Source organism: Paenibacillus sp. J22P59, assembly GCF_059383895.1.
In genome coordinates, this window is record NZ_JBXENX010000008.1 from 163570 (window position 1) to 188871 (window position 25302).

Annotated in this window: 22 protein-coding genes and 2 pseudogenes; 8 read left to right on the forward strand and 16 right to left on the reverse strand. The window is 44.2% G+C overall.

What is annotated here, in order from left to right; genetic code table 11:
- Positions 1-42: 42 nt before the first annotated feature.
- From AC50YO_RS15580 to AC50YO_RS15590, 3 genes are all read right to left on the reverse strand, one after another.
- A complete protein-coding gene (locus AC50YO_RS15580) occupies positions 43-756 on the reverse strand; it encodes a hypothetical protein (RefSeq protein WP_494848389.1) in 714 nt (237 codons plus the stop codon).
- 179 nt (positions 757-935) lie between these two features.
- Positions 936-1655, reverse strand: a complete 720-nt coding sequence (locus tag AC50YO_RS15585) for a 3-ketoacyl-ACP reductase (RefSeq protein ID WP_494848391.1) — start codon at positions 1653-1655, stop codon at positions 936-938.
- 94 nt (positions 1656-1749) lie between these two features.
- Positions 1750-2331: an NAD(P)H-dependent oxidoreductase gene (locus tag AC50YO_RS15590; protein ID WP_494848393.1), complete on the reverse strand. Its 582-nt coding sequence runs from the start codon at positions 2329-2331 to the stop codon at positions 1750-1752.
- Positions 2332-2451: 120 nt separating this feature from the next.
- On the opposite strand from AC50YO_RS15590, the gene AC50YO_RS15595 reads away from it, so the two are divergent.
- From AC50YO_RS15595 to AC50YO_RS15610, 4 genes and pseudogenes are all read left to right on the forward strand, one after another.
- On the forward strand, positions 2452-2880 hold the full coding sequence (locus AC50YO_RS15595; protein ID WP_494848395.1) for a MarR family winged helix-turn-helix transcriptional regulator: 429 nt from the start codon (positions 2452-2454) through the stop codon (positions 2878-2880).
- A 676-nt stretch (positions 2881-3556) separates the two neighbouring features.
- Positions 3557-3661 (forward strand): annotated as a pseudogene (locus AC50YO_RS15600) (hypothetical protein); the annotation flags it as partial.
- A 76-nt stretch (positions 3662-3737) separates the two neighbouring features.
- Positions 3738-4787: a bifunctional transcriptional activator/DNA repair enzyme AdaA gene (locus AC50YO_RS15605; RefSeq protein ID WP_494848399.1), complete on the forward strand. Its 1050-nt coding sequence runs from the start codon at positions 3738-3740 to the stop codon at positions 4785-4787.
- 93 nt (positions 4788-4880) lie between these two features.
- The gene (locus tag AC50YO_RS15610) at positions 4881-5771 is read left to right on the forward strand and encodes a diacylglycerol/lipid kinase family protein (RefSeq protein ID WP_494848402.1); all 891 of its coding nucleotides are present in this window, start codon (positions 4881-4883) and stop codon (positions 5769-5771) included.
- Between the two features lie 63 nt (positions 5772-5834).
- On the opposite strand, the gene AC50YO_RS15615 is transcribed toward AC50YO_RS15610, so the two are convergent.
- The 8 genes and pseudogenes from AC50YO_RS15615 to AC50YO_RS15650 all read right to left on the reverse strand — a co-directional run bounded on the left by AC50YO_RS15615 (position 5835) and on the right by AC50YO_RS15650 (position 17080).
- A complete protein-coding gene (locus AC50YO_RS15615; protein WP_494848404.1) occupies positions 5835-6512 on the reverse strand; it encodes a DUF3169 family protein in 678 nt (225 codons plus the stop codon).
- Positions 6513-6515: 3 nt separating this feature from the next.
- Complete coding sequence (locus AC50YO_RS15620) at positions 6516-6716, reverse strand: helix-turn-helix transcriptional regulator (protein ID WP_494848405.1); 201 nt, start codon at positions 6714-6716, stop codon at positions 6516-6518.
- Between the two features lie 157 nt (positions 6717-6873).
- Positions 6874-7644: an AAA family ATPase gene (locus AC50YO_RS15625; RefSeq protein WP_494848406.1), complete on the reverse strand. Its 771-nt coding sequence runs from the start codon at positions 7642-7644 to the stop codon at positions 6874-6876.
- 35 nt (positions 7645-7679) lie between these two features.
- Positions 7680-8242, reverse strand: a pseudogene (locus tag AC50YO_RS15630) (uridine monophosphate kinase).
- Between the two features lie 186 nt (positions 8243-8428).
- Positions 8429-9487 carry a hypothetical protein gene (locus AC50YO_RS15635; RefSeq protein WP_494848407.1) on the reverse strand — a complete coding sequence of 353 codons (1059 nt, stop codon included), beginning with the start codon at positions 9485-9487 and terminating at the stop codon, positions 8429-8431.
- A gap of 4 nt (positions 9488-9491) precedes the next feature.
- Positions 9492-11267: an HSP90 family protein gene (locus tag AC50YO_RS15640; RefSeq protein WP_494848409.1), complete on the reverse strand. Its 1776-nt coding sequence runs from the start codon at positions 11265-11267 to the stop codon at positions 9492-9494.
- 193 nt (positions 11268-11460) lie between these two features.
- Complete coding sequence (locus AC50YO_RS15645; protein ID WP_494848410.1) at positions 11461-11802, reverse strand: zinc ribbon domain-containing protein YjdM; 342 nt, start codon at positions 11800-11802, stop codon at positions 11461-11463.
- 184 nt (positions 11803-11986) lie between these two features.
- The gene (locus tag AC50YO_RS15650) at positions 11987-17080 is read right to left on the reverse strand and encodes an S-layer homology domain-containing protein (protein WP_494848411.1); all 5094 of its coding nucleotides are present in this window, start codon (positions 17078-17080) and stop codon (positions 11987-11989) included.
- Between the two features lie 344 nt (positions 17081-17424).
- On the opposite strand from AC50YO_RS15650, the gene AC50YO_RS15655 reads away from it, so the two are divergent.
- From AC50YO_RS15655 to AC50YO_RS15665, 3 genes are all read left to right on the forward strand, one after another.
- Positions 17425-18075 carry a response regulator transcription factor gene (locus tag AC50YO_RS15655; protein WP_494848412.1) on the forward strand — a complete coding sequence of 217 codons (651 nt, stop codon included), beginning with the start codon at positions 17425-17427 and terminating at the stop codon, positions 18073-18075.
- Positions 18068-19462 carry a sensor histidine kinase gene (locus tag AC50YO_RS15660; RefSeq protein WP_494848414.1) on the forward strand — a complete coding sequence of 465 codons (1395 nt, stop codon included), beginning with the start codon at positions 18068-18070 and terminating at the stop codon, positions 19460-19462. Before AC50YO_RS15655 ends, AC50YO_RS15660 begins: the two co-directional genes overlap by 8 nt.
- A 75-nt stretch (positions 19463-19537) precedes the next feature.
- Entirely contained in the window at positions 19538-20386 is an 849-nt protein-coding gene (locus AC50YO_RS15665; protein WP_494848416.1) for a metallophosphoesterase, read from the forward strand.
- Between the two features lie 79 nt (positions 20387-20465).
- Here AC50YO_RS15665 and AC50YO_RS15670 read toward each other — a convergent pair whose 3' ends face one another.
- Together AC50YO_RS15670 and AC50YO_RS15675 are read right to left on the reverse strand one after the other, a co-directional pair.
- Complete coding sequence (locus AC50YO_RS15670) at positions 20466-20822, reverse strand: nucleotide excision repair endonuclease (protein WP_494848417.1); 357 nt, start codon at positions 20820-20822, stop codon at positions 20466-20468.
- A gap of 84 nt (positions 20823-20906) precedes the next feature.
- Positions 20907-21788, reverse strand: coding sequence for a LysR family transcriptional regulator (locus AC50YO_RS15675; protein ID WP_494848419.1), 882 nt, complete (start codon positions 21786-21788; stop codon positions 20907-20909).
- A gap of 145 nt (positions 21789-21933) precedes the next feature.
- Here AC50YO_RS15675 and AC50YO_RS15680 point away from each other — a divergent pair, with 145 nt between their 5' ends.
- On the forward strand, positions 21934-22923 hold the full coding sequence (locus tag AC50YO_RS15680) for a DMT family transporter (protein ID WP_494848421.1): 990 nt from the start codon (positions 21934-21936) through the stop codon (positions 22921-22923).
- A gap of 117 nt (positions 22924-23040) precedes the next feature.
- Here AC50YO_RS15680 and AC50YO_RS15685 read toward each other — a convergent pair whose 3' ends face one another.
- From AC50YO_RS15685 to AC50YO_RS15695, 3 genes are all read right to left on the reverse strand, one after another.
- Positions 23041-23328 carry a hypothetical protein gene (locus tag AC50YO_RS15685; protein ID WP_494848423.1) on the reverse strand — a complete coding sequence of 96 codons (288 nt, stop codon included), beginning with the start codon at positions 23326-23328 and terminating at the stop codon, positions 23041-23043.
- Between the two features lie 168 nt (positions 23329-23496).
- The gene (locus tag AC50YO_RS15690; RefSeq protein WP_494848424.1) at positions 23497-24690 is read right to left on the reverse strand and encodes an MFS transporter; all 1194 of its coding nucleotides are present in this window, start codon (positions 24688-24690) and stop codon (positions 23497-23499) included.
- Complete coding sequence (locus AC50YO_RS15695) at positions 24687-25142, reverse strand: CBS domain-containing protein (protein WP_494848715.1); 456 nt, start codon at positions 25140-25142, stop codon at positions 24687-24689. The genes AC50YO_RS15690 and AC50YO_RS15695 overlap by 4 nt, the downstream gene beginning before the upstream one ends.
- Positions 25143-25302: the final 160 nt, after the last annotated feature.

The following is a 25302-nucleotide window of genomic DNA, read 5'->3' on the forward strand; positions in this document are numbered from 1 at the left end:
CCCAGCTCACCTTACTAACCTATGCTAATGCTCCGTATTAACCTAAGGTGTCCAGACTGCGATATATGGCTTCTCCACCCCTAGCCAGCCCGAATCTGGTGCCGAGAGAACAAGCTTCGTAAGAGGCTTATTCTTCAAATCCCAATAGCTCACAACCAGTTGATAGGTCTGCCCGTCATTCGGAATAACGATGCGTCCATCATTCGCATAATTCGTGTTCACAAAGGCATACCATTGGCCCTCATACGCTTGATCAGTCGTATTCGTGACATTGAAGTAGGCTTTGCTTCCTTCTGTTCGATCCAATTGTATATCAATCTTCTTTTCTACCTCGCAAACCGCAAGCTTATATTGAATGGTTGTATAGTTTTTATCCGCTATATCTAGTCTTGCAGGAATGTTCTTGCCAGAGAATTCTCCCCATTTGGTTATTTCGAATTCTACCGTAATTTCCTCGCCAGCAGCAATATTCGGGAGCCAGTGTTCTTTAATCCATCCCGCTCCGCCATTCTCCGTACTGCGGGCAATCCAATATCCGCCATTAGGCCAACTGCTGCTATAGGGCGCTGCTGTAGGGTTCTTAATCTTCCAGACCTGCTTCGTGTCTGTGGAGGAGCAATCGAACTTAATGACCAGATCTGCCTCTGTTGTTACCCTCGGCGCACTGTCTGCAAAAGCAGCAATGGGCAGGGTGAGCAAAAGTATAAAGATAAGAAAGCTGAAGCCGATCCGTCTAAGATTGTTTGTTTGGTTCATCAATAAAACCATCCCTTCCCACTATGTATTTGTGTTGTCCTACACATAATCAAGTGTATGCGGAAGGTTCCAATCTATGATGAGCATATTAAGATTTTCGATGAATATTTGTTCAACTATGCCTATAAAAAAAGACCGGATAAGTTCACCTTATCCGATCCGCACGACTCGCATATTAATTATTGTGGGTTAGTTGTCCAAATTCCTGCTGTCTTCATGAAGACACGCGGCGGAAGCTTCAGTGCTGCCAAGGCAAGCTCTGCTACATCCTCAGGCTGCATCATGCGGTCCTCATCGCCAATTTTGAGACCAGCATTAACGGCTAGTGGCGTATTAACCGTGCTAGGAGTAAGGGCTGTCACACGAATATTGTTTTTCCGTACCTCTTGCAATACAGATTCCGTCAAGCCCAGCACTGCAAATTTGGAGGCACAGTATGCTGAGCCTGTAGCGAAGCCCCGCTCTCCAGCGGTAGAGGCTACATTGATAATATCTCCGCTGTTCTGCGCCACCATGGATGGCAATACGGCACGCAGCATATTGTAGGTGCCCATCAGGTTAATATCAACAATCTGTCTCCACTTTTCTGCTTCCATGTCCAGCAGGGTTCCGAATTCTGCAACGCCTGCATTATTAATCAATATATCAATGGAGCCTAATTGTTCTGTCAGCTGGGATACTGCCGTCTCAACCTCATCATCCGCTGTAATATCGGCAACTGCAACGAATACACGGACGCTATATTCCGCTTGCAAGGATTGTGCCAAGGACTCCAAATCGCCAAGTGTTCTAGAAATTAATCCAAGATCAACGCCCTCTTGAGCTAGAGCCGTTGCAATCGCACGACCTATCCCTTTGCCTGCTCCGGTTATAATAGCCTTTTTCTTCGTTAATTGCATGGTTCCACTCTCTTTTCTATAGGTTGATATGTATGATCAGATGATGACCATCCTTAACTACCATTATAGACTAACGCTGCCCTGCAACCAAATATCAGCCTCTGCTGAAAAACCGATAGACCTTATCCAGCTTCTGTGCATGCTTGCCCTTTGGACTCTCCATATTGCCAAATTCAAAAAATTTCACTTTCTTAATGCCAACATAGCTGAATAAAGCTCGTTTCATCAGCACTTTATGAGCATTATTCAAGAATAGCAATGGATATCCCGTCGGCCCCTTCATACTGGAGATGCATACGACAGACTTTCCTTTCAACAGCCCCTCTGGCAGCAGCCCTCCCTTATCCTTGTAAGCGAAATCCGAAGCAAACATTTGATCAATGTATCCCAAAAGCATAGCAGGAGGCCTTCCCCACCAGATCGGATAGACGAATACAATCTGATCGGCCCACATAATCTGCTTGCGGTATTTCTCTAGCTTAGGATCGGCATGCATATCCCTTCTTCGCTTGTCTTTATTAAAGACTAGAACGGGATCAAACCCCTCTTGATACAAATCCAGCACTTCTATCTCTCGCCGATTAGGGTTCTCTCTGCTGCCTTCAATGACTTTTTCAAGAAAAGAATAGCTTAAGCTTTTATGATTGGGATGCGTGTAAATAACTAATGTGTTCATAACGCCACCTCTTTACTTATCATTTGATAACTAAACAATAACACAACTCATTTTTTGTTGTCAAATGATAATTGTTTTATGATAATGACTTTGTTATCTTATCAATAAGAGGTGATTGTTTTGGACAAGACAGAGTTTTTTCACAAGCTAGTAGCCTTTACAGCTTCTGTTCATGAAGTTACGTATGCGTTCTCCCGAGATGTGAAGTCAGATGCGATTACGCCCATTCAATATAAAATTCTAGAATATTTGGCCGTTAGCCAGCCTGTTACCCTCAGCCAAATCAGTGAATGCCAGCATATGTCCATGCCAAATACCAGTCGTGAGCTTAAGAAATTAAGTGAGAAAAACCTTTGTGAAAAGTTCGATGTAGAAGAAGATCGGCGCAAGCAATTCATTCGGCTGTCACCAGCCGGGCAAGCGATGATGGACGACGCTTTCGCTTCCATTGAAGCCCGGTTCCAAGAACGCATCAAGGAGGCATCACCGGAAGAGCTAGATGAGATCGAGCGTGCAGTAGATCTGCTGCATCGGAAATTATTTTATTAATAGGAAGGGGCTGCATGGTGCAGCTCCCTCCTATTTCTTGCTTTCAGCATAATTGTCTTTCCAATCAGAAGTTATAGTCATCACAGCGGCTGTCCCAAAAGTGTTCAGAGCATCTGGATGAGAACCATCGAATCCACAAGTAAATTGGATTCGATGGTTCTTTTTTATTTGTTTAATCTATATCTCGATTACGGCGGAATACTAACGAATTGGCTTTTGGGAAAGCCTTTTTACTACGTGCTAGACAAACAGATGAGGGAATAAAGCATGTATACAAGCTGGAGGACCCTACTGCGAGGCCTTTTCTCTATTGTATGAGGCTATTTGTCGCTAACAGGACTACTCTACAAGTGTATTCGAGGATTAGCGTCACTAAGGTTCGTAGTCGAGAAGCTTGGTTTCCCACTAGTGAACCCAGCTTCATTATCTCGTTTTTTTGCCGGCATATAGGGTGGAACAGCGTAAATGGGATTCACAAATTAACGAAACATGTTCCTTAATGAATAACACCTGCGTTATCATTCGTATTATGATATCGAATCTCTGAATGGATACCGTAAATATAAGGACCTTTCCTTAGTAAATAGAGGAACTACTAAACCGCACACCACAAAGAGAGGTTACTTTGTACATTCCAGCTGCATGAAAGCAAAACCATGATTCCAATCTAACTGTTAGACATACAGATATTAAGTTCCGTGCTGCCAAGATCATTCCATCGAAGCAAGGGATTTACATAACGTTGTGGGAGAGGATGGACAATCAATTATATAAAAAATAGATGCCTGATTTTCGGCTATGCCTTATTGCAGGAGAGGATATAATAAATCCATAATCCAAATTTAGAGGGTGCCAGAATGATACCTGCCGAGCTTAACGAAGAATATTATAGGGCATTGTTAGAAAAGAGAACGGAATATGAAGGTGTATTTTATGTAGGAGTTAAAACTACCGGTGTATTTTGTCGGCCAACCTGCCCTGCGCGCAAGCCAAAGTTTGAGAACTGCGAGTTTTACGAGACGGCCCAGCAAGCGTTGCTTGCCTCTTATCGCCCCTGTCAGCGGTGCCGTCCTTTATCCCATCCCAATCATGTATCCGATTCTGTTCGTCTGCTTGTAGAAGCTGTGGAGAGTAATCCTGAGAAACGATGGAAAACACAGGATTTCAGGGAGCTCTCGGTCGATGAGTCTACGGCACGCCGCCAATTCAAAAAAAGATTCGGCATGACCTTCGTTGAATATGCACGTGCCCGCCGCATGGGTCTTGCCTTGAAAAATATACGGTCTGGCCATACGATCATTGATGCGCAATTGAGTACCGGATATGAATCCAGCAGTGGCTTCAGAGATGCATTCTCTCGAATTATGGGAGCAGCTCCAACTTTATTGGAGCATAGCAAGGTTCTAAAGGCCTCATGGATTGATACCCAGCTTGGACCCATGATCGCGATTGGGGATGATCATTCGATTTACCTATTAGAATTTGTTGATCGCCGGGGGCTGGAGCGCGAGGTAGAACGACTACGAACAAGAACCAAATCCGCCATCATTCCGGGAACTACCGCTGCGATTGAGTCCATGGGGGAAGAACTAACCAGCTACTTTAATGGAACGCTAACCGAATTCAGAACGCCGCTCTTTCTATTGGGTTCTCCTTTTCAGATAAGTGTATGGGAGCAATTAATGAAGATACCGCCCGGCGAGACTCGCTCCTATTCCGATATTGCCAACGCACTCGGCAGACCAACCGCCTTCCGAGCTGTCGCTCAAGCCAATGGCGCCAATCAGCTCGCTCTTGTTATCCCTTGTCACCGAGTCATTAACGCGAATGGCGAGCTGGGAGGCTATGGCGGTGGTCTTTCTCGAAAAGACTGGCTGCTGCGCCATGAAAAAAAAGTAAAAAAATGATCATTTTCTTCTTCTATAATAAGGGTCAAAGCCGTTTTTTGGGGTAATGATAGGTAATATCAAACTACTGCCAAAGAATAGAGGAATGTGTCTATGAAACACGCCATGATCATTATTAATCCCTCCTCCGGTAAAGAAGAAGCACTCGAATATGTCAGCAGTGTTCAAAAGATTTTGCATGAGCAAGGATACCTCGTTACCGTGAATGAGACAGAGAAAGAACTGGATGCCACAAAATTCTGTATTACCGCCTGCGAGCAGTGCTATGATCTGGTAGTATCCATCGGCGGAGATGGGACGCTGCACGAAACGATTAATGGACTGGTCAATCAGCACCATCGTCCGAAGCTTGCAGTAGTGCCTCTTGGGACAGTCAACGATTTTGCCCGTGCCTTGGAAATCCCATTGAATCCGGAGCAGGCCATCCAGACACTCACTTCTTCTAATGTCAAAACCGTGGATATGGGTAAAATAAATGATCGGCTGTTCGCCAACGTTGTTGCCGCCGGCTCCTTCGCGGAGTCGCTCTCTTCTGTATCATCAGAGGATAAATCCAGGCTAGGCGCTTTGGCTTACTTCAAAGAAGGCATCAAAGAGCTCTGGAACAATTCTGCCCATCCTCTAACGATTCAATATGATGATCAGACATGGAAGGGAGAATCTCCGCTGTTTCTTGCGGCGTTAACCAATTCAGTCGGGGGCTTCAAAAGACTTTCGCCTGATGCTGCCGTTGATGATGGTCTAATTCATTGTTTTATCATCCAAGATTTGAATATACTTAATACATTTACAGCAAGCTTATCTTTGCTATTTGGCGGCTTCAAGGATCATAAAGATGTCGTCTACTTTACAGCACAGCAAGTAAGCGTAGACTCAACCGAGCCAGTCAAGACCAATATAGATGGTGAAGAAGGCCCCCTCTTGCCTATAAATCTTCAAATTCTGCCTCGTTATATCGAAGTAGTTGTGCCAGAGGAGAATTAACTCATTACTGCAATTTATTTGCGATAAAACAAGGATGCTGCTTCTCGCAGCATCCTTGTTTTACTATTTATTACGAACAGCGAATAAATACTTTCCGTTAACCAGAAGCAATACGATACACATCACAATAATGGAAAACAGTTGCGACCGATCTGTCACCAAGGAATAAAGAGTTGCAGCCCCGATAGCAAGTATTAAGACAACGTTGAATAACTGGTGAGATTTGTATAGGCCATGCAGGATAACATGTTTTTCACCCTCATCTGAGATCTCCAACAGCTTCTCTGCATATTGGGGATCAGATACACTTGGAATGTTGCGATCTGGATATACAAGCCGCATTAAATGAATCATGTACACGGTATATAGATAGCTAGTCAGCAAAGCTATAATCGCAATCAGGATGTAAGAAGCCTTGGGCGTTGTAATAAGTGCAATGGTTAGAGCTAAAGTAGATAGGGTTATGCTTGAATTAGCGAACAAAGAGTAGTCAGCAAATTTTTTATACTTACGAGCATCCGCCTCATCCTCCTCATCGCCTGTGAATGGGATGTTATTCAGCTTTTTCACTTGCCGATATAATAACGTGCTTAGTCCCAACAAAATAGCGATGATTGTAAATAAGCCTACAATAGCTGCATCAGCATATTGGACAAAGTCGATTTTCGAACTAGACAATATAATAGTAGCCCCGATGAATCCAAGCGCACCGCCTATTAATAATTGCTTCAATAATTTCATCTGTTATTCATCCTCCCCAAAGAAAAATATGTTCTCTACAGGCTCTTGGAATATACGTGCAATACGAACAGCGATTAATAAAGAAGGCATGAACTCCTCACGTTCTATTAAGCTAATCGTCTGCCTTGATACTTTGGCGAGCTTCGCCAGTTGTGTTTGATTCAAGCCGTCTCTTGCCCGAAGCTCCTTCAGCCGAGTCTTCAAACCACATCACCTCTTTCCGATTATTGTAAATGATCTTAAACAATTTGACAAGTATATTTGTCAAAAAGAAATATATATTAGTCAAATTTTTAGCGCAAAAAAAAGAATACCTCATCAAAGGTATTCCCTACTCCTTCGTATTGATCTGGCTCATCACTCATTCGTTATCCCGTTCGTCGAATAACTCCCTGAGCATTCTGTCTTTGTTATTCATGAACTCTTTCATAATCATATAATGGTCCGTTTCTTCGAGCAGCTTGGTTTCAATGCCGTCTGTCGTTAGGTTATAGATAATGGAGTCAGGGTAAGCCATAACAATCGGAGAATGAGTGGATATAATAAACTGTGCGTTTTCCTGAACCAGCTCATGAATACGGGAGAGCAGCGCCATCTGCCGCAATGGGGACAGCGCAGCCTCTGGCTCATCCAGAATATATAGGCCTTGTGCCCCGAAACGGTGAACAAAGGTTGCAAAAAATGACTCCCCATGAGATTGCTCATGGAGTGACTTGCCGCCATAAGAATCTTTAATTGATCGACCAGCGCCGATTTGTATGTCCAGCTCTTCCATATTGGTTGCCAAGTTATAATAGCTTTCCGCTCGGAAGAAGAAGCCGTCCTGAGGCTTATAGGCTCCACGAACCAGCCGAATAAATTCATGCAGATTAGAATGGGTCGATTGCGTCGAAAAGTTAAAATTTTTCGTTCCGCCCTCTGCATTAAAGCCCCATGCAACGGCAATAGACTCCATTAGTGTTGACTTGCCCATTCCATTCTCGCCAACAATATAAGTCACCTTGGGATGAAGCTCTAGCTGATGCAAGCTTCTAATAGCTCCAAGGTTGAATGGATAGCAATCGAAGGAGGGGATAAAATCCCTCTCCAATTGGACCTGCCTCAAGAAAGGGTCCCGAGAACTCCAGTTCATTATGTCAGCTCCTTATACGCAGAATAGGTACCTAGCTATTGTTCTTCTAGCTCCAGAACGGATTCATTGCTAATGATTGTACCATTAAGCTTACCTTCACAAATCTCTTTCATTGAACCCGGCCTATCGAAATTAAAGACATGCATCGGCAGATTATAGTCCCTTGCCAGTATGAATGCGGACTGATCCATGACCTTCAGATTGTTATGAATAACGTCATTGTAATGAAGAGACTTGAACTTCCTCGCTTCTTTATTGTATTTAGGGTCTGCCTCCAGAACGCCGGCAAAGATGTCATTACTCTCACTTCTTTATTCATTTTGGCTTTCAGAACGCCTCTGAGCATCAAGCTGTTGATGACCGTCGCCAAGGTCCCAATGTTATCTGCCTCTGCTCTCTCGATCCCCCAGCTCTCTGCCATATTACCACGAAAAATATTGCCTCCGCCAATAACAAGTGATACCTCAACTCCCATATCCACAACAGACATGACTTCACTCGCGATATGCTCCAGCCTCTCCGGCTCAAAGCCAAACTCGCTGCTTCCTGCAACTGCCCCGCCGCTTAGTTTAATTAGAACTCGCTTGTATTTCATCACTCACTCCACCTCCTGAACAATAAAAAAACACTAGAGCATAATAGCTCTAGCGTTTCAACAAAGCAGAAATAAGAAAAGGTAACGCCCTTATTATTACCCCTCATATTCCCACCTCTTCCAATTTTATAAACAAATTAATACTATACGAATTAAGGTTAAAAAGCAACCGCCTGTTATACCAATTGCTTATTGTGCGTGACGGTATGCAGCAACTACACGATCAAAATTCATTTGTTTCTCCTTAATGTATGTATTCAAATAGTCATTGCCGTTTCTTGTATTAAAAGAATGGACGAGACCATCAATTTCTTCATTCAGCCATTCCAAAGTCACCTTATCCGATTCGATTAGTTTTTTCCTTCGCTTAGCCTTGCTCCATTCCTGAAGAAAGAGACGGACAGAAAGTAAATAGTGCAGCCGATCCCATGGCATTCTGCACTCTAATCCCAATCCAATCGTTCGCTCATATAATTTTACAGCCTTCTTCATATCGGTGACCGTGAAAAATTCCATAAAGATGCCGTATTCCTCCAAATATGGAGGGCCCTCTATAGAGTTAAAGGCTTTATTCGCTACGCTAATGGCCTGATCAAATTCGCCCAATTTTAGTAAAGGGCTGACAATGTGACTATAGGTATTTTGCGGAATAACACGGCATCTCATCTTACCCTCTAATATCGGCTTGACAGCCTGCATTCCTCTTTTATTATGATTAATCTCAAAATAGTATATGCCAAATAAATTTTGCTCACAGGCCTTGCAGTCGGATAGCTCATCTCTCGGTGCAGCTCTCCATTGTCGATAATAATGGGCAGCTTCCTGCAAATCCCCCATGGACAGCAGCATGCTCACCTTTTTTTGATAATAAGTCCTTAGAGAATATCCGTACTTCAAGCATTTTTCGCGGAAATCATCAAATACCTGTTCTATTTTCTCCCTACTGAATTGAGGAAGCCTCCACACCTGTTCTAATACCCATTTATAATGCCACATAATTGTTGAGCTTGAATATTCGCTTGGCTGCTGCTCGAATTTGGCCAAACACCATGAGAATGAAATAAATATTCTTTCTGGACAGCCGCAATCCAAGGCTGCAGAGGAATATCCCATCCTTGCGTCATAAGCGTCTTCTTCTGTTAGATATTTATCTGCAAGACGAATAGACTCCTCCAATAAAGCTAGCTTCTGCTTTCCATCCGGCATTCTCCACGTCTCGCGTTTTAACTCATCGTAACGATTCTTCATGCTATCACTTCACCACCTGATCTAGGCCCATATTCATAAATTGCAGCAAGGAATCATTCATAAGCTTCAATTCATCGGCACTCAGGGGATGATTGCCCATCAATAAAGATTGCGTATAGAATAACTCAATACATATCTTTTGAAGGCTGGAATCATTGGAATCAATAGCCTTACGTACAATTGGGTTATTGTAGTTATAGCACAGCCTGGCGAATGGCTGTTCATATAACTCTGTTCTAATCACTTGGACGATATCGGCGAACAATGAATTAGCTGTTTCTTCACTTTCCTCCGCCAGCTTAAAAAAGTTAACTTCTTGGTTCGTATTATACAGAACAGGCAAATCTGCGGGCTCGAACCATCTTACTAAGCTACGGCATTGATAACGTTCTAGCAGCTTGTCAGAGAAATCAAGGAAGGGCTGGACCTCCTTCTGCTCGATCTGATTTAATTTCTCGAAACGATTAGAGAATTCCAGAATATCCACAACGTTGAGAGTCACATGCTCTATTACTGTGGAAACCTTGCGGACAAGCTCAAAATCGTGAACATATCCTCCATTAATAACCATTAGATTCTGGGATTTAGCCACTCTGGCAATCTGTCTAAATTCATCGAGGTTGGAAGTAAGCATAATAGAGCTGTGGCTATTGCTTATATCCTCCATACTCATATCCCCAAAAGAGGTCTCAAAACTAAGATGACGGATAAAGAGCTCATACAAATCATCATCTTCAACGGCCATTGCTTTAATAGAAGCATAATGAACGAGAATAATCCGCTTTAACAGCTCTGAGTTGTTCTCTGCTAGTGAAATAAGATATCGTTTGATGCATTCTCCTAGTTCTTCTCTTACTGTGTAGAATAAATCATTTTCTTGGAAGGACTCCCTTGATGCGGTCGGCCGTAAACTATTGGTGTTGATAATACCGCTCACAAAAAAAGCCCATGAAGGCAATATGTTATTCATCTTGTCTGAAAGCAGCATGTTCTTTAGATACACTTTATGCTTCTTTTCATCCTGCAAGCTGACGGAATAAGGAAGGATGTAAGCAACTCCTTCTATTCCTCCTAGAGAAGAGTGAAGTGGAATAATATCCATCACTTTATTATAGGTAGACTGCTCCAAATATTGCACAGCAGCTTCTTTATCTAATTTCCATGGAGGCAGGGACTCATTAATTCGCTGCTCGTAATTTTCCTCCTTCAAATAGATGGGCGTCTCTAGAAATTGTCCGAATTTCTCCAGCAGTCCTTCTACTTGATAGAACTCGAAATATTCTTCGTATTCCGGCTTCGCTTTTATATATACCGTTGTGCCAATGGACACTTCTTTTTCCAGCTTTTTTATATGGTAAGTTCCGTCCGGTCGGCCTCTCCACTCTAGTGAATCGCCCTCCAGCGCGGAGCGAGTAATCAACACAATCTCATCGCTAACTACGAAGCAGGATAAGAGGCCCACGCCGAATTGACCTATAAAATCATCTGACGAATCCAGGTCTTCTTTTTTGGTTGTACTTCCGATTCGTGCCAAAAACTGTTCGATCTCCAATGCTGTTAAACCACATCCATTATCCTGGAATGATAATGTATTAGAAGAGAATATCTCCACTGATACTTTCCCATCGAAAGAATGACCCAGCCTCTTCCTAGCCGTGATCGCATCCACTCCATTCTGAAGCAGCTCTCTAATAAAGACGCCTGGATCAGAATAAAGATGGTTAGATAATAGGTCAATAATTCCCTGCAAATTCACTTGAAAATTGTTATTATTCGTCATCATATCCCTCATCAATTCATTATTTAATATTTAAAATAGGATAATACTAACATTCGACATACTTTATTTTTATCCTGTTAAGTATTATTTACTTTTGGTTAATTATAGGATAATGAATGGAATTTATAATAAAAAAAGCCCCCCATATCGGAGAGCAGACAAATTCATGCCTCATGCTATTGTATATAAATCATTATATCTTTTTCACAAATTCGGATTTCAATTTCATGGCACCGAAGCCGTCGATTTTGCAATCAATATCGTGATCGCCATCTACCAGACGGATACTTTTTACTTTTGTGCCTATTTTCAAGACAGAAGAGCTTCCTTTTACTTTAAGGTCCTTGATAATTGTTACAGAATCACCATCATTCAGGATATTTCCGTTGGCATCCTTAACAACCTTCGTATCTTCGCTATCATCAGCTGCTGATTCCAAACTCCACTCATGTGCACATTCCGGGCACACCAACAGATTATTATCTTCGTACGTATATTCTGAGTTACATTGCGGGCAATTCGGCAAGCTAGACATAACAGCATGTCCTCCATTCATTATTTAGAAAAGCATATATAGGAATTATGCCTATCTACTATATGACAATTGTTCCAGAGCTGTAAAGCTTTGAACGCGCTCTGGCAAGCATCTCCTCTGTAAAAAAGGACTGCCTCAGCACCGAATCTGGCGCCGCAACAGTCCTTCTTCCTTCACCAATAGCTTATTTCATATCATCGCTAAGATTGTTGCTCCATTTCTCGCTTCCATCCTCATTACGGGAGGATTCATGCGAGACCGTTGCTTCCTGTACCTCTCCAAAGCCCCAATGGCTCTCTGGCATATCAGGGAATAATGGCGCAAGTCCTAGTAACGGACCACGGTACAGCATACGGTTAATCATCGTAACAGCTTCTACCCGAATAATATTATTGTCCGGCTTGAAAGAGCCATTCGTATAACCGGTTAGGAATTTGCCATTATACAAAGATTCAATTATATTACCTGCCCAGTGGCCTGTAGTATCCGTGAAGTGAGCATTGGCAGGCTTGCTAACCTCCAGATCGAGGAACCTTGCCATAACGGCAGCTAGCTCGGCGCGTGTTATCGGTTCATCCGGACGGAACAGTCCATCCTTCCCTCCACCGAAATAACCATGCTTCGTTGCTATCTTGATATAATTGGTTGCCCAGTGACCAGGACGAATATCCTTGTAAGGCAGCTTGTAATCAACTTCAACGTTCTCTGTCAGACGCGCTACAATCGCAGCTACCTCAGCACGAGTCATAGATTGGTTCGGCTTGAACTCTTTGTCCGGGTAACCAAGAATATAACGATAATGCTTGAGTTCGCCGAAGCGATCTGAGAATACATTAACCTTCACTGTTGAAGTTACGCTCTTGCCCGCAGTAACGAATCCACCCGGAATATCGTAGATCTTCTCAGCTGTATCAATCAGTGGCCATTTCACAACGAGCTTGAATTGGCCTGCTTGTCCAGCGGTCAGATTCGAGACTTTCCATACGATTGTATTTCCTGTCACGATACCGCCTGCCGCATCTATAACTTCTGCGCCTGCAGGAAGAGTGACTTTAATTTCCCCTGAAGCTAAAGGCTGGCTGGACTCATTCTTATACGTAACGGTAATCTGAGATTCGCCGCCTTCCTTCACTTTGTTCTTATCCAAAGCAAGATTCAGCGCGATATTCGATTCTGGAACCGGAGTAGATCCTCCTCCTCCTGTCTGAATCGGAGATAATGCCAGATCATGTCTCACAATATCCCATTCAACGGACAAGGTCGGACTCGTATAGCTCTGATAGCCTGTCTTCGTTACGACGATATAATAATCCGTTTCTGGATAGACCATATAGGCATAGAGGCCGCTAACGTCGCTAAGCTGTTCGGGACTAGCGTTGTTATTAGGAGCAAACCCAACGAGTTCCGGCAATGTTACTGTTGCTCCCGGAGTTAGGCCCTTTCCAATATTTCTTGCTGTATTCGCATAATGAAGAACGACTTTAGCGCCTTCAATCGGTTGATGAGTTACTGCATCTGTAATTGTTCCGTACGGGTCAACAAGCACCTCGCTAATGTTCAGCTCACCAGAAGCTGTCACATTCACCTGAGTGCGGTTAAGAACAATTGCTTTGCCTGGCTCCATTTCGTAACGAACCTCTAGCTCGTATTTGCCCACGGCTAGTCCATCTGCATGGAATATGCCGCCATCCTTCAACGCAAAGGCAGTCGATACGCCATTGCTAGATACGTAAGTGCCATCTTCTTTTTTCAAATAAACGCTCGCGTTGCTCAGAATCTTATTATTGAACAAAAAGGATTGCCCATTAGGCAGCTTGAACAGTACAAGGCCGGTAATGGTCTTCTCGGAATCAAAGCTCTCTTGCCCGGCGCCTGTAACCTTGTCGACCTTAGCTGTCTGTTTGTAAGTAACAGGTGTAGCTACTCCGCCAATATTGACCGACTGGGTAACTTCCAGCTGATACTCATCATCTCCCTTTGGCACAATAACAGTATAAGATCCATCCCATGAGGTAATAACCGTCTCGTCAAAATCAACACCTGGTGTAATAACACCATCACCATCAAGATCAAGCGTGACTCTTACGGTAGCATTAGCTACTGGTGTATTGGTCTCACCCTTTGTGATAACTCCATGAATCACAGCAGGCATGAACGTAATACTAACATCATCCTGTGCATGTAAGCCCAGAGTAACATCATGAGCGGTTGCTGTAAGAATAATCGTCTGCTCACTCACCCCTGTGATTTGAGCGGATTGATACGTTACAGTTGCTTTACCCTGCGCATCAGTTATTGCATGGCTAGGGTTCCCCGGTCCTATGAATCGGCCTGTACCAGGAGGAGCAGTAAAGACAACCTCAACCCCTGCAACTGGAGCGCCATTCTCATCAAGCAGCAAGGCAGTTAGATCCGTCGTGGAATGACCGTCGCCTAATAGTTTCTCTGGATTGGCCGTTAAGGACAGATTAGCGCCTGCTACCTTGAAGTGGTTATCCGTTAATCGAGATGCTGCTTCCGTCTGCAGAAGATTACCCGCTCCATTCAGAGCGACATAGGTAACCGTATAGGAGCCTGTTGCTGTGCTTGATGGCAGGATGAAGTCCGATTTCCCCCATACCTTATAGCCATCCGTTGCCCAAGTAGCTGTATTCTGTAACGTTAATGCTACCTCCACACCAGCTACCGTTGCTTTTACCTCATTCGCCGCTTGAGAGCTTATCGCGGATAAAGGAAGCGCTTCGCCAGGAATAGCACGTACAATTGTGGAATCACCTTGATTCTTATTGCCTGCCCATCCGTCGAGCGCCTTATGAATATGAATCGTAATCTCAACGGGATTGCTGACAATGCCTTCAGCGTCTTTTATCGTATAAGTGAAGCTGTCTGTTCCGAGCTGGAAGTCAGCATTCGGTGTATACGTCCAAGTTAGCCCTGAAGGATCAGCAGGATCTTGCAAGAGAACACCCTTCAAAGGATCAGCAGCAATGCTGTTATAAGTAGAGTCTGTAACTGTACCTCCGCCATTGCCTCCAAGGACAATCGTAATAGAGGAGACGCCTTCTTCTTCATTGATTGTGGACGGTTCAGCAGTTGGAAGCTGCTTGTACGTTAGGATTACATTAGCTGGACTGTTCGAGAAGTGCATCCCGTCAAATCCATACCAAGGGAAGGTAACGACACTGTCCTCTGGCAAGCTCGAAGCAGGCTCGAATTGCAAGCTGTTCAGTTCAGCTGCTGTAAGGATAGCTGTACCGCCTGGTGTAATATATACTTTCTGTGAACCTGACAGATAGCCCAGACTACCGCTAGCAGCAAAGCCTGCTGGCAATGTAATTTTCACTTGGGATAAAGCATCTGAATCTGGATCAACATAAGCCGGAGCTGCTGCAAAGTTATTTGCGGTAAAGCTGATCGGTGAGCCCACGATACCCGTTCTTGTTATATCTCCTACAACAGGCGGGTTGTTAATTGTAATGGTCACCGTCTTATCGACAAGAGCATATTGCAAGCCATCAGAGCCGTTCCAGTCAAACGTAACCTTACCCGTTACTCCTGGAACTGGAACGAACTTCAGGCTGCTTAGATCAGCAACGGCAATCTCTTGCCCTGTCGTAACGTCTGTTTCTCCACCTTCACTATCTACCAGAACAAGCTTGCCCTTGGCTGGATCCGGCAGTGTATTAATCTGAACCTTCGCCATCGTTTCATTACCTGGATCTACATAACTAGGAATGAAATCGTTAACCCCAGTGAATGGGAAGTTCAGTTCGCCCGCTTTCATATAGACATGAATATCCTGTACTTCTGGAGAGCTATTAATCGTCACCTTGGCATCCTCGGGAGCGAATAATTGCCCATTATTGCCGTTCCATAAGAAATCTACCGTACCATCGAAGCCACCCGCTACAGGGACGAAAGCCAATTGGTCCAGCTCAGCCACTGGGATGAGCTGCCCAGCATTAACTGGAACTCCATTAAGCTCCAACGCTCCTTTGGCTGCGTCTGGAAGGGTAGTAACTCTCACAGCTTGCAGCTGCTCTCCGTTTGGCGCATTGCCATTGACCTTCAAAAATTTATTCTTGAAATCATTCTTCGTGAACGAAGTCGGAGCCGCGCGGAAGCCCGATTTGGTGATATCCTCCACAATCGGATCCAGCGTAGAGAAGGTTACAATATGCTCCGCCATTCCTGGATTTGTATTATTCTCCGACTCTACTCCGTTGCCACGGTCATCAAATAGAATAATATTAACCGAATATTCTTTGGATGGATTAATGCCTGCATCACTAAGAACAATTTTGTTCCAATCTATCTGCTGCCCTTCTTCGGGATTAGTGAATAGCTTCTTATCCAAGCCGATATTTCTTTCCACGACTTGTCCATTCACGGTCGTTTTTTCAATTACGTTCACTTCCATAGAGAAATCATTGCCCGATAACTTAGGAATAAAGCTTGTGTCGATTGTTACCTTGCCTGCTTCGACCTTTAGCTCAGCCTTAGTGATTTCTCCGGTATTCCGACCTCCTCCATCAATAAGAAGCTGACCCCAATCCACTTTCATACTCCAGTTGGTGTTCGCTCCTGCGCTTCGAACATCCTGATAATAATGGTGAATAGTCACACCAACGTAATTATCGCCTAGCGCAATTCGGTTAAACTCTTCTGGCTTAAATGTCAGAACGGAGGTATTCCACAGTTCGTTTTTACCTGACAACGCGCCCAGATAGGCTTCTTCTTTGATCTCTTTTTTATAGTCTTGTCCATTCACGCCCACCATGGAAGCCTTGATCTTATCCTCCCAAGTAGCCTTCACGGTTGACCAAGGCGTATAGGCTGCACCAAGTGCAATATCAGCTGGATTGGAGGAAAAATAAACACGATCCCACTCCCCATTCGCTGGCGATGTTATCGGTTGGTTATATTCATCCACATCAAACGAACGAATGAGAAATTGCGCACTCTTCGTTGGAAGCTGATCGACATTCTCAATCTTGAATTCTACCGGATATCTGGCATAGTTATCTGCTGTCACTTTATTCTGGTTCTTGATGCTAACATCCATATCATCATCTGCTGGAGTAGAACCTGCGCCGCCACCCCAATTATCTATGTCCGTAAAATAGGTGCCTCCACCTCCTGCTGCTCCTGCTTGTACCACCGGAGGCCCTACAATCCATTGACCACTAGCTATGATAACAGCCAGCATGAGCATAGCTATTCTTTTCCCCCAGCTTGCTGTCCTCCTTGCATGCACGCTCGAACTCTTCTCTCCCATGATGTTCTCCCCTTTGCAAAAACTATCTTTCATTAATAAGCACATAGTCCTAGTATATCAGTGAGCAATGTACAAATTCTGAACAAATAGCGACTCTATACCTATAAAATCCATAAAAACACGATTATTCTTCAAAGACTGCTAGTATTTTTGTCATATTGGCGTAACATCCAGTCAATAGAATAAGAGTCATTACCGTCTATACATGCTATATAGGGAGGAACAAAGCCGTGTACAATAAAACAATATTAGTTGCTGCAAGCGTGAAGAACCGTATGAAAAGCTGATAACATGCGCATTTTAGTAAGGAATTGCACATGACATTCCTAATTAAGGAGCTCGTTATGAACATATTAATCGCGGATGATGAGCCCTACATGCTCAAGATTCTACAAGCTTATTTGGAGAAGGAAGCCTTTACAACCTTTCTAGCACAGGATGGAGAGGAAGCGCTCCATCTTTTTTATACGAATAAAATCAATTTGGCTATTATCGACTGGATGATGCCTAAGCTTAACGGCATACAAGTGTGCAAAGAGATCAAACAACAAAGTAAAACAACGAAGGTGCTGCTGCTAACCGCCAAGGGTGAAGCTGAGGATGAATTCATTGCCTTGCAATCAGGTGCGGACGAATATATCAGCAAGCCCTTTGACCCGCGCATATTAATTCTAAGAGTAAAAAAACTATTGCAGCTTGAGAGTCAGGTTCATATTGGCGAGCTTATTATTGATATGGAGGGACAACGCATTTTCAGGAATAAACAGGATATACAGGCCACGAATAAAGAGTTCCACTTAATGAAATATTTGATTGCGAATAAAGGAATCATTATTTCGCGAAAAGCGTTGCTGGATCATGTATGGGGCTTCGATTATATAGGGGAAGAACGAACGGTCGATACGCATATTCGCAGACTACGAGCGAAAATTGGGGATTCGATCATTACAACTCATAGAGGGATGGGCTATAGTCTGGATGAAGCGCATGAATAAGCTGAATAAAAAGCTGATCCTGCGACTTTCGCTCGTTTTTTTGCTTGTCGTTATTTTTTCTTTTATCATGAATACGTTCTTCTTGCCCAAATATTTGCTGTATCAAAAAAAGCATGAGCTGGCCAGGCTGACTGAGCAGCTTGAGACGATGGATACCCAGCATTTAATCCGGGATGTGGAGTTCCTTGAGAATGAGCATGGCGTGACGATCGTATATACGAGCTCGAATAGAAATATTAACGAATTAAATGACGTAATCATTACCCTTTTGAATAAAAAAGGCATTACGCTCAGCAAGTTCTGGATCACCGATGAGAGCATGAATAGGCTTAACGAAAACAAAGTCGTCAGAAAAATATATAATCAGCAAAAGCTCAAGTCGAGCTTTCTCGTTACTTTCATGAAGAAAGAGGATAACGTTTTTGTTATTGGTGAATCCATCTCGCATTCCACAGAAACATTAGCCATCGTTAATCATTTCAATCTCTATATTTATGCTGGTGAGCTGCTGCTCCTCATTCTGCTGTCAGGGCTCTTCACTAGGCATATCGTCCAGCCGCTTGCCAAGATTCAAGAAGCAGCCGATGGAATAGCCAAGCTGTCCTTCACCAAGGTGCATATTAAGACGAACGATGAGATTGAATCTCTGGCCAGCAGCATCAATCAGATGAGCGATAAATTAGAGCAAGCCCATCAAGCCTTCGAAAGCAAAAATCAAAATTTGAGGACGTTCATCGCCAATATTTCACATGAATTAAAGACACCGCTCGCCCTGATCAAAGCCTATTCGACCGGAATAAAGGACGGCATGGATGATGGCACTTATCTCGATGTGATTCAGGAGCAGACGGATGAGATTACGAATTTAGTGAATCAATTGCTTGAGCTGTCCAAGCTTCAGACGGAGTCCTATAAGCTAGGGCCCTTTGATTTCAAGCTGCTGCTCTATAGAACGCTGCAGAAATATCGTATTGCTATAGAGCAGCAGGGTATTGCCCTCATTGTAGATGATAGCTTGCTCCTCGATTCCCGAGTATGGGCAGATGAACACAAAATAGAGATGGTTCTTAATAATTTCATCTCCAATGCAATGAAGTATACAACGAACGGACAGATTCGCATTTCACTGGAAAATAAAGCTGGCAGCGTTGCCTTCACCATTACTAATGGAGCTCCAGACGGAGTGAATTGGGAGAACATATGGGAGCCATTCTTCGTGCTGGAGAGCTCTCGCAACAAGCAGCTTAGCGGTACAGGATTAGGCCTGTCGATTGTTAGAACGATCTTGCACAAGCACAGCTCTCCCTTCGGCTTCCATGCGCATGAAGGCGAAATCACCTTCTATTTCTCCTTGCCTATAGCTCCAGAGAACCTGCTGTCACATTGACGTAACATACGGGTACTATGATGATTCTATCGCAATCATCCCTAATACCCGGAGGTCGCCATGCTCTCAACACCTATGAGTCGACGCAAATTTTTGAAAAAGAGTGTGCAGTGGAGCTGCGCGCTAGTTGGCGCAGCCAGTTTATCCGGTGTCTACTCCCGCTATATCGAGCCCTATTGGATTGAAGTGACTGCGGTTGAGGTCGCGATTCGCAGCCTGCCCCTTTCCTTCGATCAGCTTCGAATCGTTCATTTCAGTGACCTGCATCTCGGGTTTCACTCATCGCCAGAGCTTCTAGCCGAGCTGGTGGAGCAAGTTAAGCAGAGCAAGCCCGATCTGATCTGCTTTACGGGCGATCTGCTGGATCACTCAACAAGCTATATTACAGAAGCGATAGATGTATTATCCAAGCTGCAAGCCCCATTCGGGCAATATGCCGTGCTAGGCAACCATGACGCATTCGGCAATCGCAAGGCAGTAACTCGCGGCTTGTCGCAAGCCGGCTTCCATGTCCTCCATAACGAGCATATCGCCCTCAGCAGGGGAACAGATCAGATTTATGTTGCTGGAATAGATGATCCTTGGGTAGGCAAGCCCGATATTGCACAAGCCTTACTTCACATACCGGATGAGGCTTGTACGATTCTGCTGGCACATGAGCCCGATTTCGCAGATGAATACAGCAGGCTCCCAATAGATCTGCAATTATCCGGCCACAGCCATGGAGGCCAAGTGCGAGTCCCCTTCCTCGGAGCCTTATATACACCGCCCCATGGCAGCAAATACTCTCATGGCTTGTATCGAATTTCACACAGCCGGCTGCAAGTCTACACCAATCGCGGCATTGGCATGACTCGAATGCCGGTACGCTTTAACTGTCGCCCCGAGCTTACGGTCATTACCTTGAAGAGGCAGGCAGAGTAAGCTCTTTCCCCTCTGCCTGCTTATTGGCACAAAAAAAAGCAATAAACGACGATATTCCCGTTTATTGCTTTTTTATAACTTAGCGGTATAGTACTTTATCTACATTGTATTTGGCTTTAAGCTCATTAATAATGTAGGTCTCATAGATTTCTCTATGCACGGGATCTTCGATCACGCATACATCGATCTTGGTTACTTCGTCTCTGTACTCTTTGATTACGGATACAGAATCCTCAAAGTGCTTCTTGATTCTTGGTCTTAGCTTCCTTGCCTTGCCCACGAAGAGCAGCTCATGCTTCTTGTTATAGAACATGAAGATACCACCCTTGTCTCTCGGAATCAGGTGGAAATCAGTGAATCCATAAATGTTGCTTAGCTGCGGCGCCACTTGCTTGTCAATGCTAACATCCGGCGTTGGAATCGTTATGTTTATCATTAAAGGTCACTTCCCTTATCTATCTATATAGGTGTACATATTATCACAAAACGCCATGTGTTGAAAGGGCTGGGAGCACCGCCATCATTGTGCTGGCAGTGGCAGTTGCCCCATCCCTGTTCGAGCCTCAATCTCATCAATAAAGCATTGCAGCGTATTGGTTACCTGCGAATCCTTGCGCCTTATGAAGATCGTTGTGACCTCACGATACGGCTCCGGCAAGCTATGGGCAAATACTGTACCATTAGCAACCAGCTCCATAACCGAGGATTCAGGCAGGATCGTAATGCCGATCCCTGCCGCGACACTGCCAATAATGGTCCCAAAGGTGCCGAATTCCATGATTTGCTTGGGGACGATCCCCTCGACCTTCATCCAGCTTTCCAGTCTTCCGCGATAGCCGCATCCTTTTTTGTACAGTAAAAGAGGCCTTGTCGTTATATCCTCCATCGAAAAGGTATCCCCTTTGGTTACAAGAACTAGCCTTTCTTGTATAACCTCGATCTGTTCGATGAGAGGATGGCGGATCGGTCCTGTGACAAATGCTCCATCCAGCTTCATATCTATAACCTCTTGCAGCAAGTGATCCGTTACTCCGGCTGCCAATGACAATTCAACATTCGGGTATTTGCTGTGGTAGGCGGACAATATAGCAGGAAGGGCGATTACCGTCTCCACAATCCCAATCTGAAGAATGCCAGAAGGGTTCGAATGATTGTGAAAGGCGCTCTTTAGCTCCTCCATCTTCAATATAATTTCCCTGGAATGCTCAAGCAGCCGTTTTCCTTCTGTATTCAGAATCATTCCCCGCTTGTGCCGATAAAATAAGGGCGTCTCCAGCTCTTTCTCCAGCAGCTTAATTCTTGCGGTTACGTTCGATTGCACGTAGTTAAGCTCCAATGCGGCTTTACTGATGCTTCCATGTGCAGCAACGCTCTGAAAAATCTTCAAGTCCTTGAACTCCAATGCGCCCGCCCCTCTGCTCGTTATTCTATTATCATTATAAATGATGATAAACTTTATTTACATTCATTTTACTAAATTGTTTCAACCCCCTATTATGGGCTATATACAACAACTCGGCAGATTATGGTTAGGGAGAGAGCATCAGATGCTAAGCAAACAAATCTTCAAAGGGTCACTGCTATGCCTTATTGCAAGTATGTCTTGGGGGGCGATGTTTCCTGTAGCACATGTCGCGATGCAGCAAATTGACCCCTTTTACTTTTCATTTATTCGCTATTTGGTCGTTGGCATTATTCTCAGCGTACTGCTGTGGATAAAAGAGGGGAAATCGGCTTTTCGCTTAGAGGGAAGAGGCAAATCATTGTTGTTCTTTGGGACAATGGCCTTTACCGTCTATAATATGTGCGTCTTCTTCGGCCAGCAGCTAATGGGCGAGCCAGGCACTGTCGCCGCCTCAATCATGGAGGTGCTCATGCCGATGATTTCTATTATGGTTCTGTGGATCACACATAAGAAAGCGCCCAAAAGCTACACCCTTACGAGTACAGCAATCGCGCTTATCGGTGCACTACTGGTCATTACCAACGGTAAACTAGCTTTCTTCATGATGGCAGGGCAGCATCTTTTCCCACTGCTGTTGATTTTTATTGGCGTTGTAGGATGGGTCGTGTATTCGATGGGAGGAAGTCGATTCAGAGATTGGTCGATTCTCCGCTATTCCACTTTAACCTGTCTGCTCGGCAGCGCCGTCTCTTTTGTCATTGTGGCGCTAGGCTCCAGCTCTGGGGTTATGCCTGTACCAACTTGGGACACCCTACTGTCGATCAAGTACGAGATGTCCTTCATGATCCTGCTGCCAGGGCTGGCAGCCTTGCTCAGCTGGAATATGGGGATCAAGCTGCTATCACCGCTTAATGGAATTTTATTTATTAATTTTGTTCCGATTACTACCTTCCTGGTCATGGCTGCTCAGGGCTATGCCATCAGTTACTATGAGTGCTTCGGAACGCTGCTCATCATATTCGCACTTATTCGGAACAATGTATATCAGCGGAGAGCAGATCGTGAGCTAGGTTCAAAATTGCACAAAGTAGCTGCCGATCCTAAAGGCAAAATTGTGGAAGCAACCCCATGAATAAATGAAAACAAGGCTCACCGTTAATCCGGTGGGCCTTATCAAAATTCAGTTTATGAATGAGTGCATGTAAATCACCATTGATATGTAAAGCTTGAACAATCCTTATGCCCACTGCTAGTCATTCCTAACTTGTCTATTTCTTTTCAACCGCCTGACTGTATAGTAGACCAGAACTCCAAGCAGCATTACGGCTAATCCTTCAGCGGCTCCCCATAATGGGCCTGCTGCTAAACCAAATGTAACCTTATGCTCGAGATGATCCACGGATTGATAGGTCTCAATCATATCTGGCACATACGTCGTGGTAAGATACATGCCTCGCACCATTTGAACTGCATAATAAAGCACAACAAACAGCAATCCTACAATTAATGCTTTGATAAAGGGTTTCCTTATTCCCATCCCTAACCTCCGTCTACTTTATTTATCCTTATATTACCATGTTTAGGAGGCGGAACAATATCCGGTCCTACAAAATAATTATATTAAGAAAAAAGAAGCATCATTGAACCACAGCGGTTCCCGATGCTTCTTGGTCATTCAGTAATTGAACGTAAGACTATTCACCTCTTAATGGGCTACTACCGTATGATCAACATGCCTGATATGCTTGTAATTGAGCCCCACGAACACTATCGAGAGAAGGACAAATCCTGCAGCTACATAGAAGGGAAGATGGGAATTAAAGATCTCTGACAGCTTACCGGCCATGAACGGCGATACGGCTGCCCCTAAAAACCGCAGGAAGCTATAGGCAGCTGATGCTGTAGACCGTTCCACCGGAGACGCATCCATCACCGCTGTCGTAATCAAGGTATTGCTGTTGCCCAATATCGCACCAGCGAAGATTACTGCGGAGATAACAACCCATTGTGTTGATGTGAAGATCCCCATAACGACAAGGTCGAGAACGAATAAAGCTAGCATGAAGCACATTGCCTTAATCGTTCCGAACCATTTCTGAAGCTTGGGAGCCATAAAAACCGAGGTTATCGCCAGCAATATCCCCCAGCCCAAGAATACAAAGCCCATTCCTTGTGGCTTCAATCCCATTACGAATGGCGCATAAGCCATAATGGTGAAGAAACCGATGTTGTACAGTGCCGCTACAATACCTAGCACCAGGAGTGAACGATGCTGCTTAATCGCCCGGAATGGATCGAGTAAAGAGGTTTTTGCTTTTGCCTTATTGTTGCTACTTGGTTTCGGCATGGTTATCGTAAGAATAACGCTCGCCAGTACCATTAATCCAGCTACTGCAAAAAACGGCACCTTCCATGAAATCGAGCCTAATGTCCCTCCGAGCAGCGGTCCAATGGACATGCCAATTCCTACTGCCGCTTCATATAAAATAATCGCCTTTGCGGTACCGCTGTTTGAGAGCGATACGATCGCAGTCAAGGCGGTCGCCACGAACAGCGCGTTGCCAAGACCCCAACCTGCACGCAGCCCAACCAGTGTCCAGATATCTCCTGCGAAGCCGCCTAATAAAGCTACGACTGCAATAATACTTATGCCAACAATAAGAGTCCACTTAATGCCAAGCCGTGATGATACCAGACCAGTAATGAGCATGGCTACAGCCATAACTGCGTTATAGCTTGTGAATAATAAGCTTACTTCACTGGGAGAAGCATGCAATTGTTCGGATAGCTCGCGGAGAATCGGATTAACAAGCCCCATGCCCATAAAAGCAATAATACAGGCAACAAAAACAACCCATACTGCCATGGGCTGCTTCTGCTGCTTGGTTAAGTCGTTCATAATAGACCTTTGAAAGAATTGCGAATGACATCCCCGCGGCTGATAACGCCCACTAATACACCGTTTCGTTCAACTGGCAGTTTTTTGATTTGTTTCTCTCCTAATATAGCTGCAATGTTCTCCACATCTTCGTCCCATCCTATTTTATATACCTTTTTCTTAGCAATGGTCATGACATTCTTATCAAGGATTTTACGGCTTCTTTCTTCGTAATCATCATCATCGCCTTTGATCACATCTACATAATAGAAGGTATCCACAATGAAATCCTTGTGCTTGCCAATATAACGCATAATATCTCCATCGCTGACGTAGGCGATAATTTCATTCCGCTCATTCACGACAGGCAGACCGCTGATCCGGTATTTAATGAATTTTTCAAGGATAGACCGTATTGTATCTGTCTCCTTCACCTTCACTACTTCACTAATCATGATCTCATGTGCTTTCATAATATCCATCATCCCCCTATGCTCCATTTGATATTCCTTTGAATAAGTTGTACTATGAAAGTATCTAATTGTATTATACAACTAATTAGCGAGTTGTCAACGCAACTATTATCACTACTTTTGATCGCTTCAAAACCACCTGTGCGTATGTTACCATAAG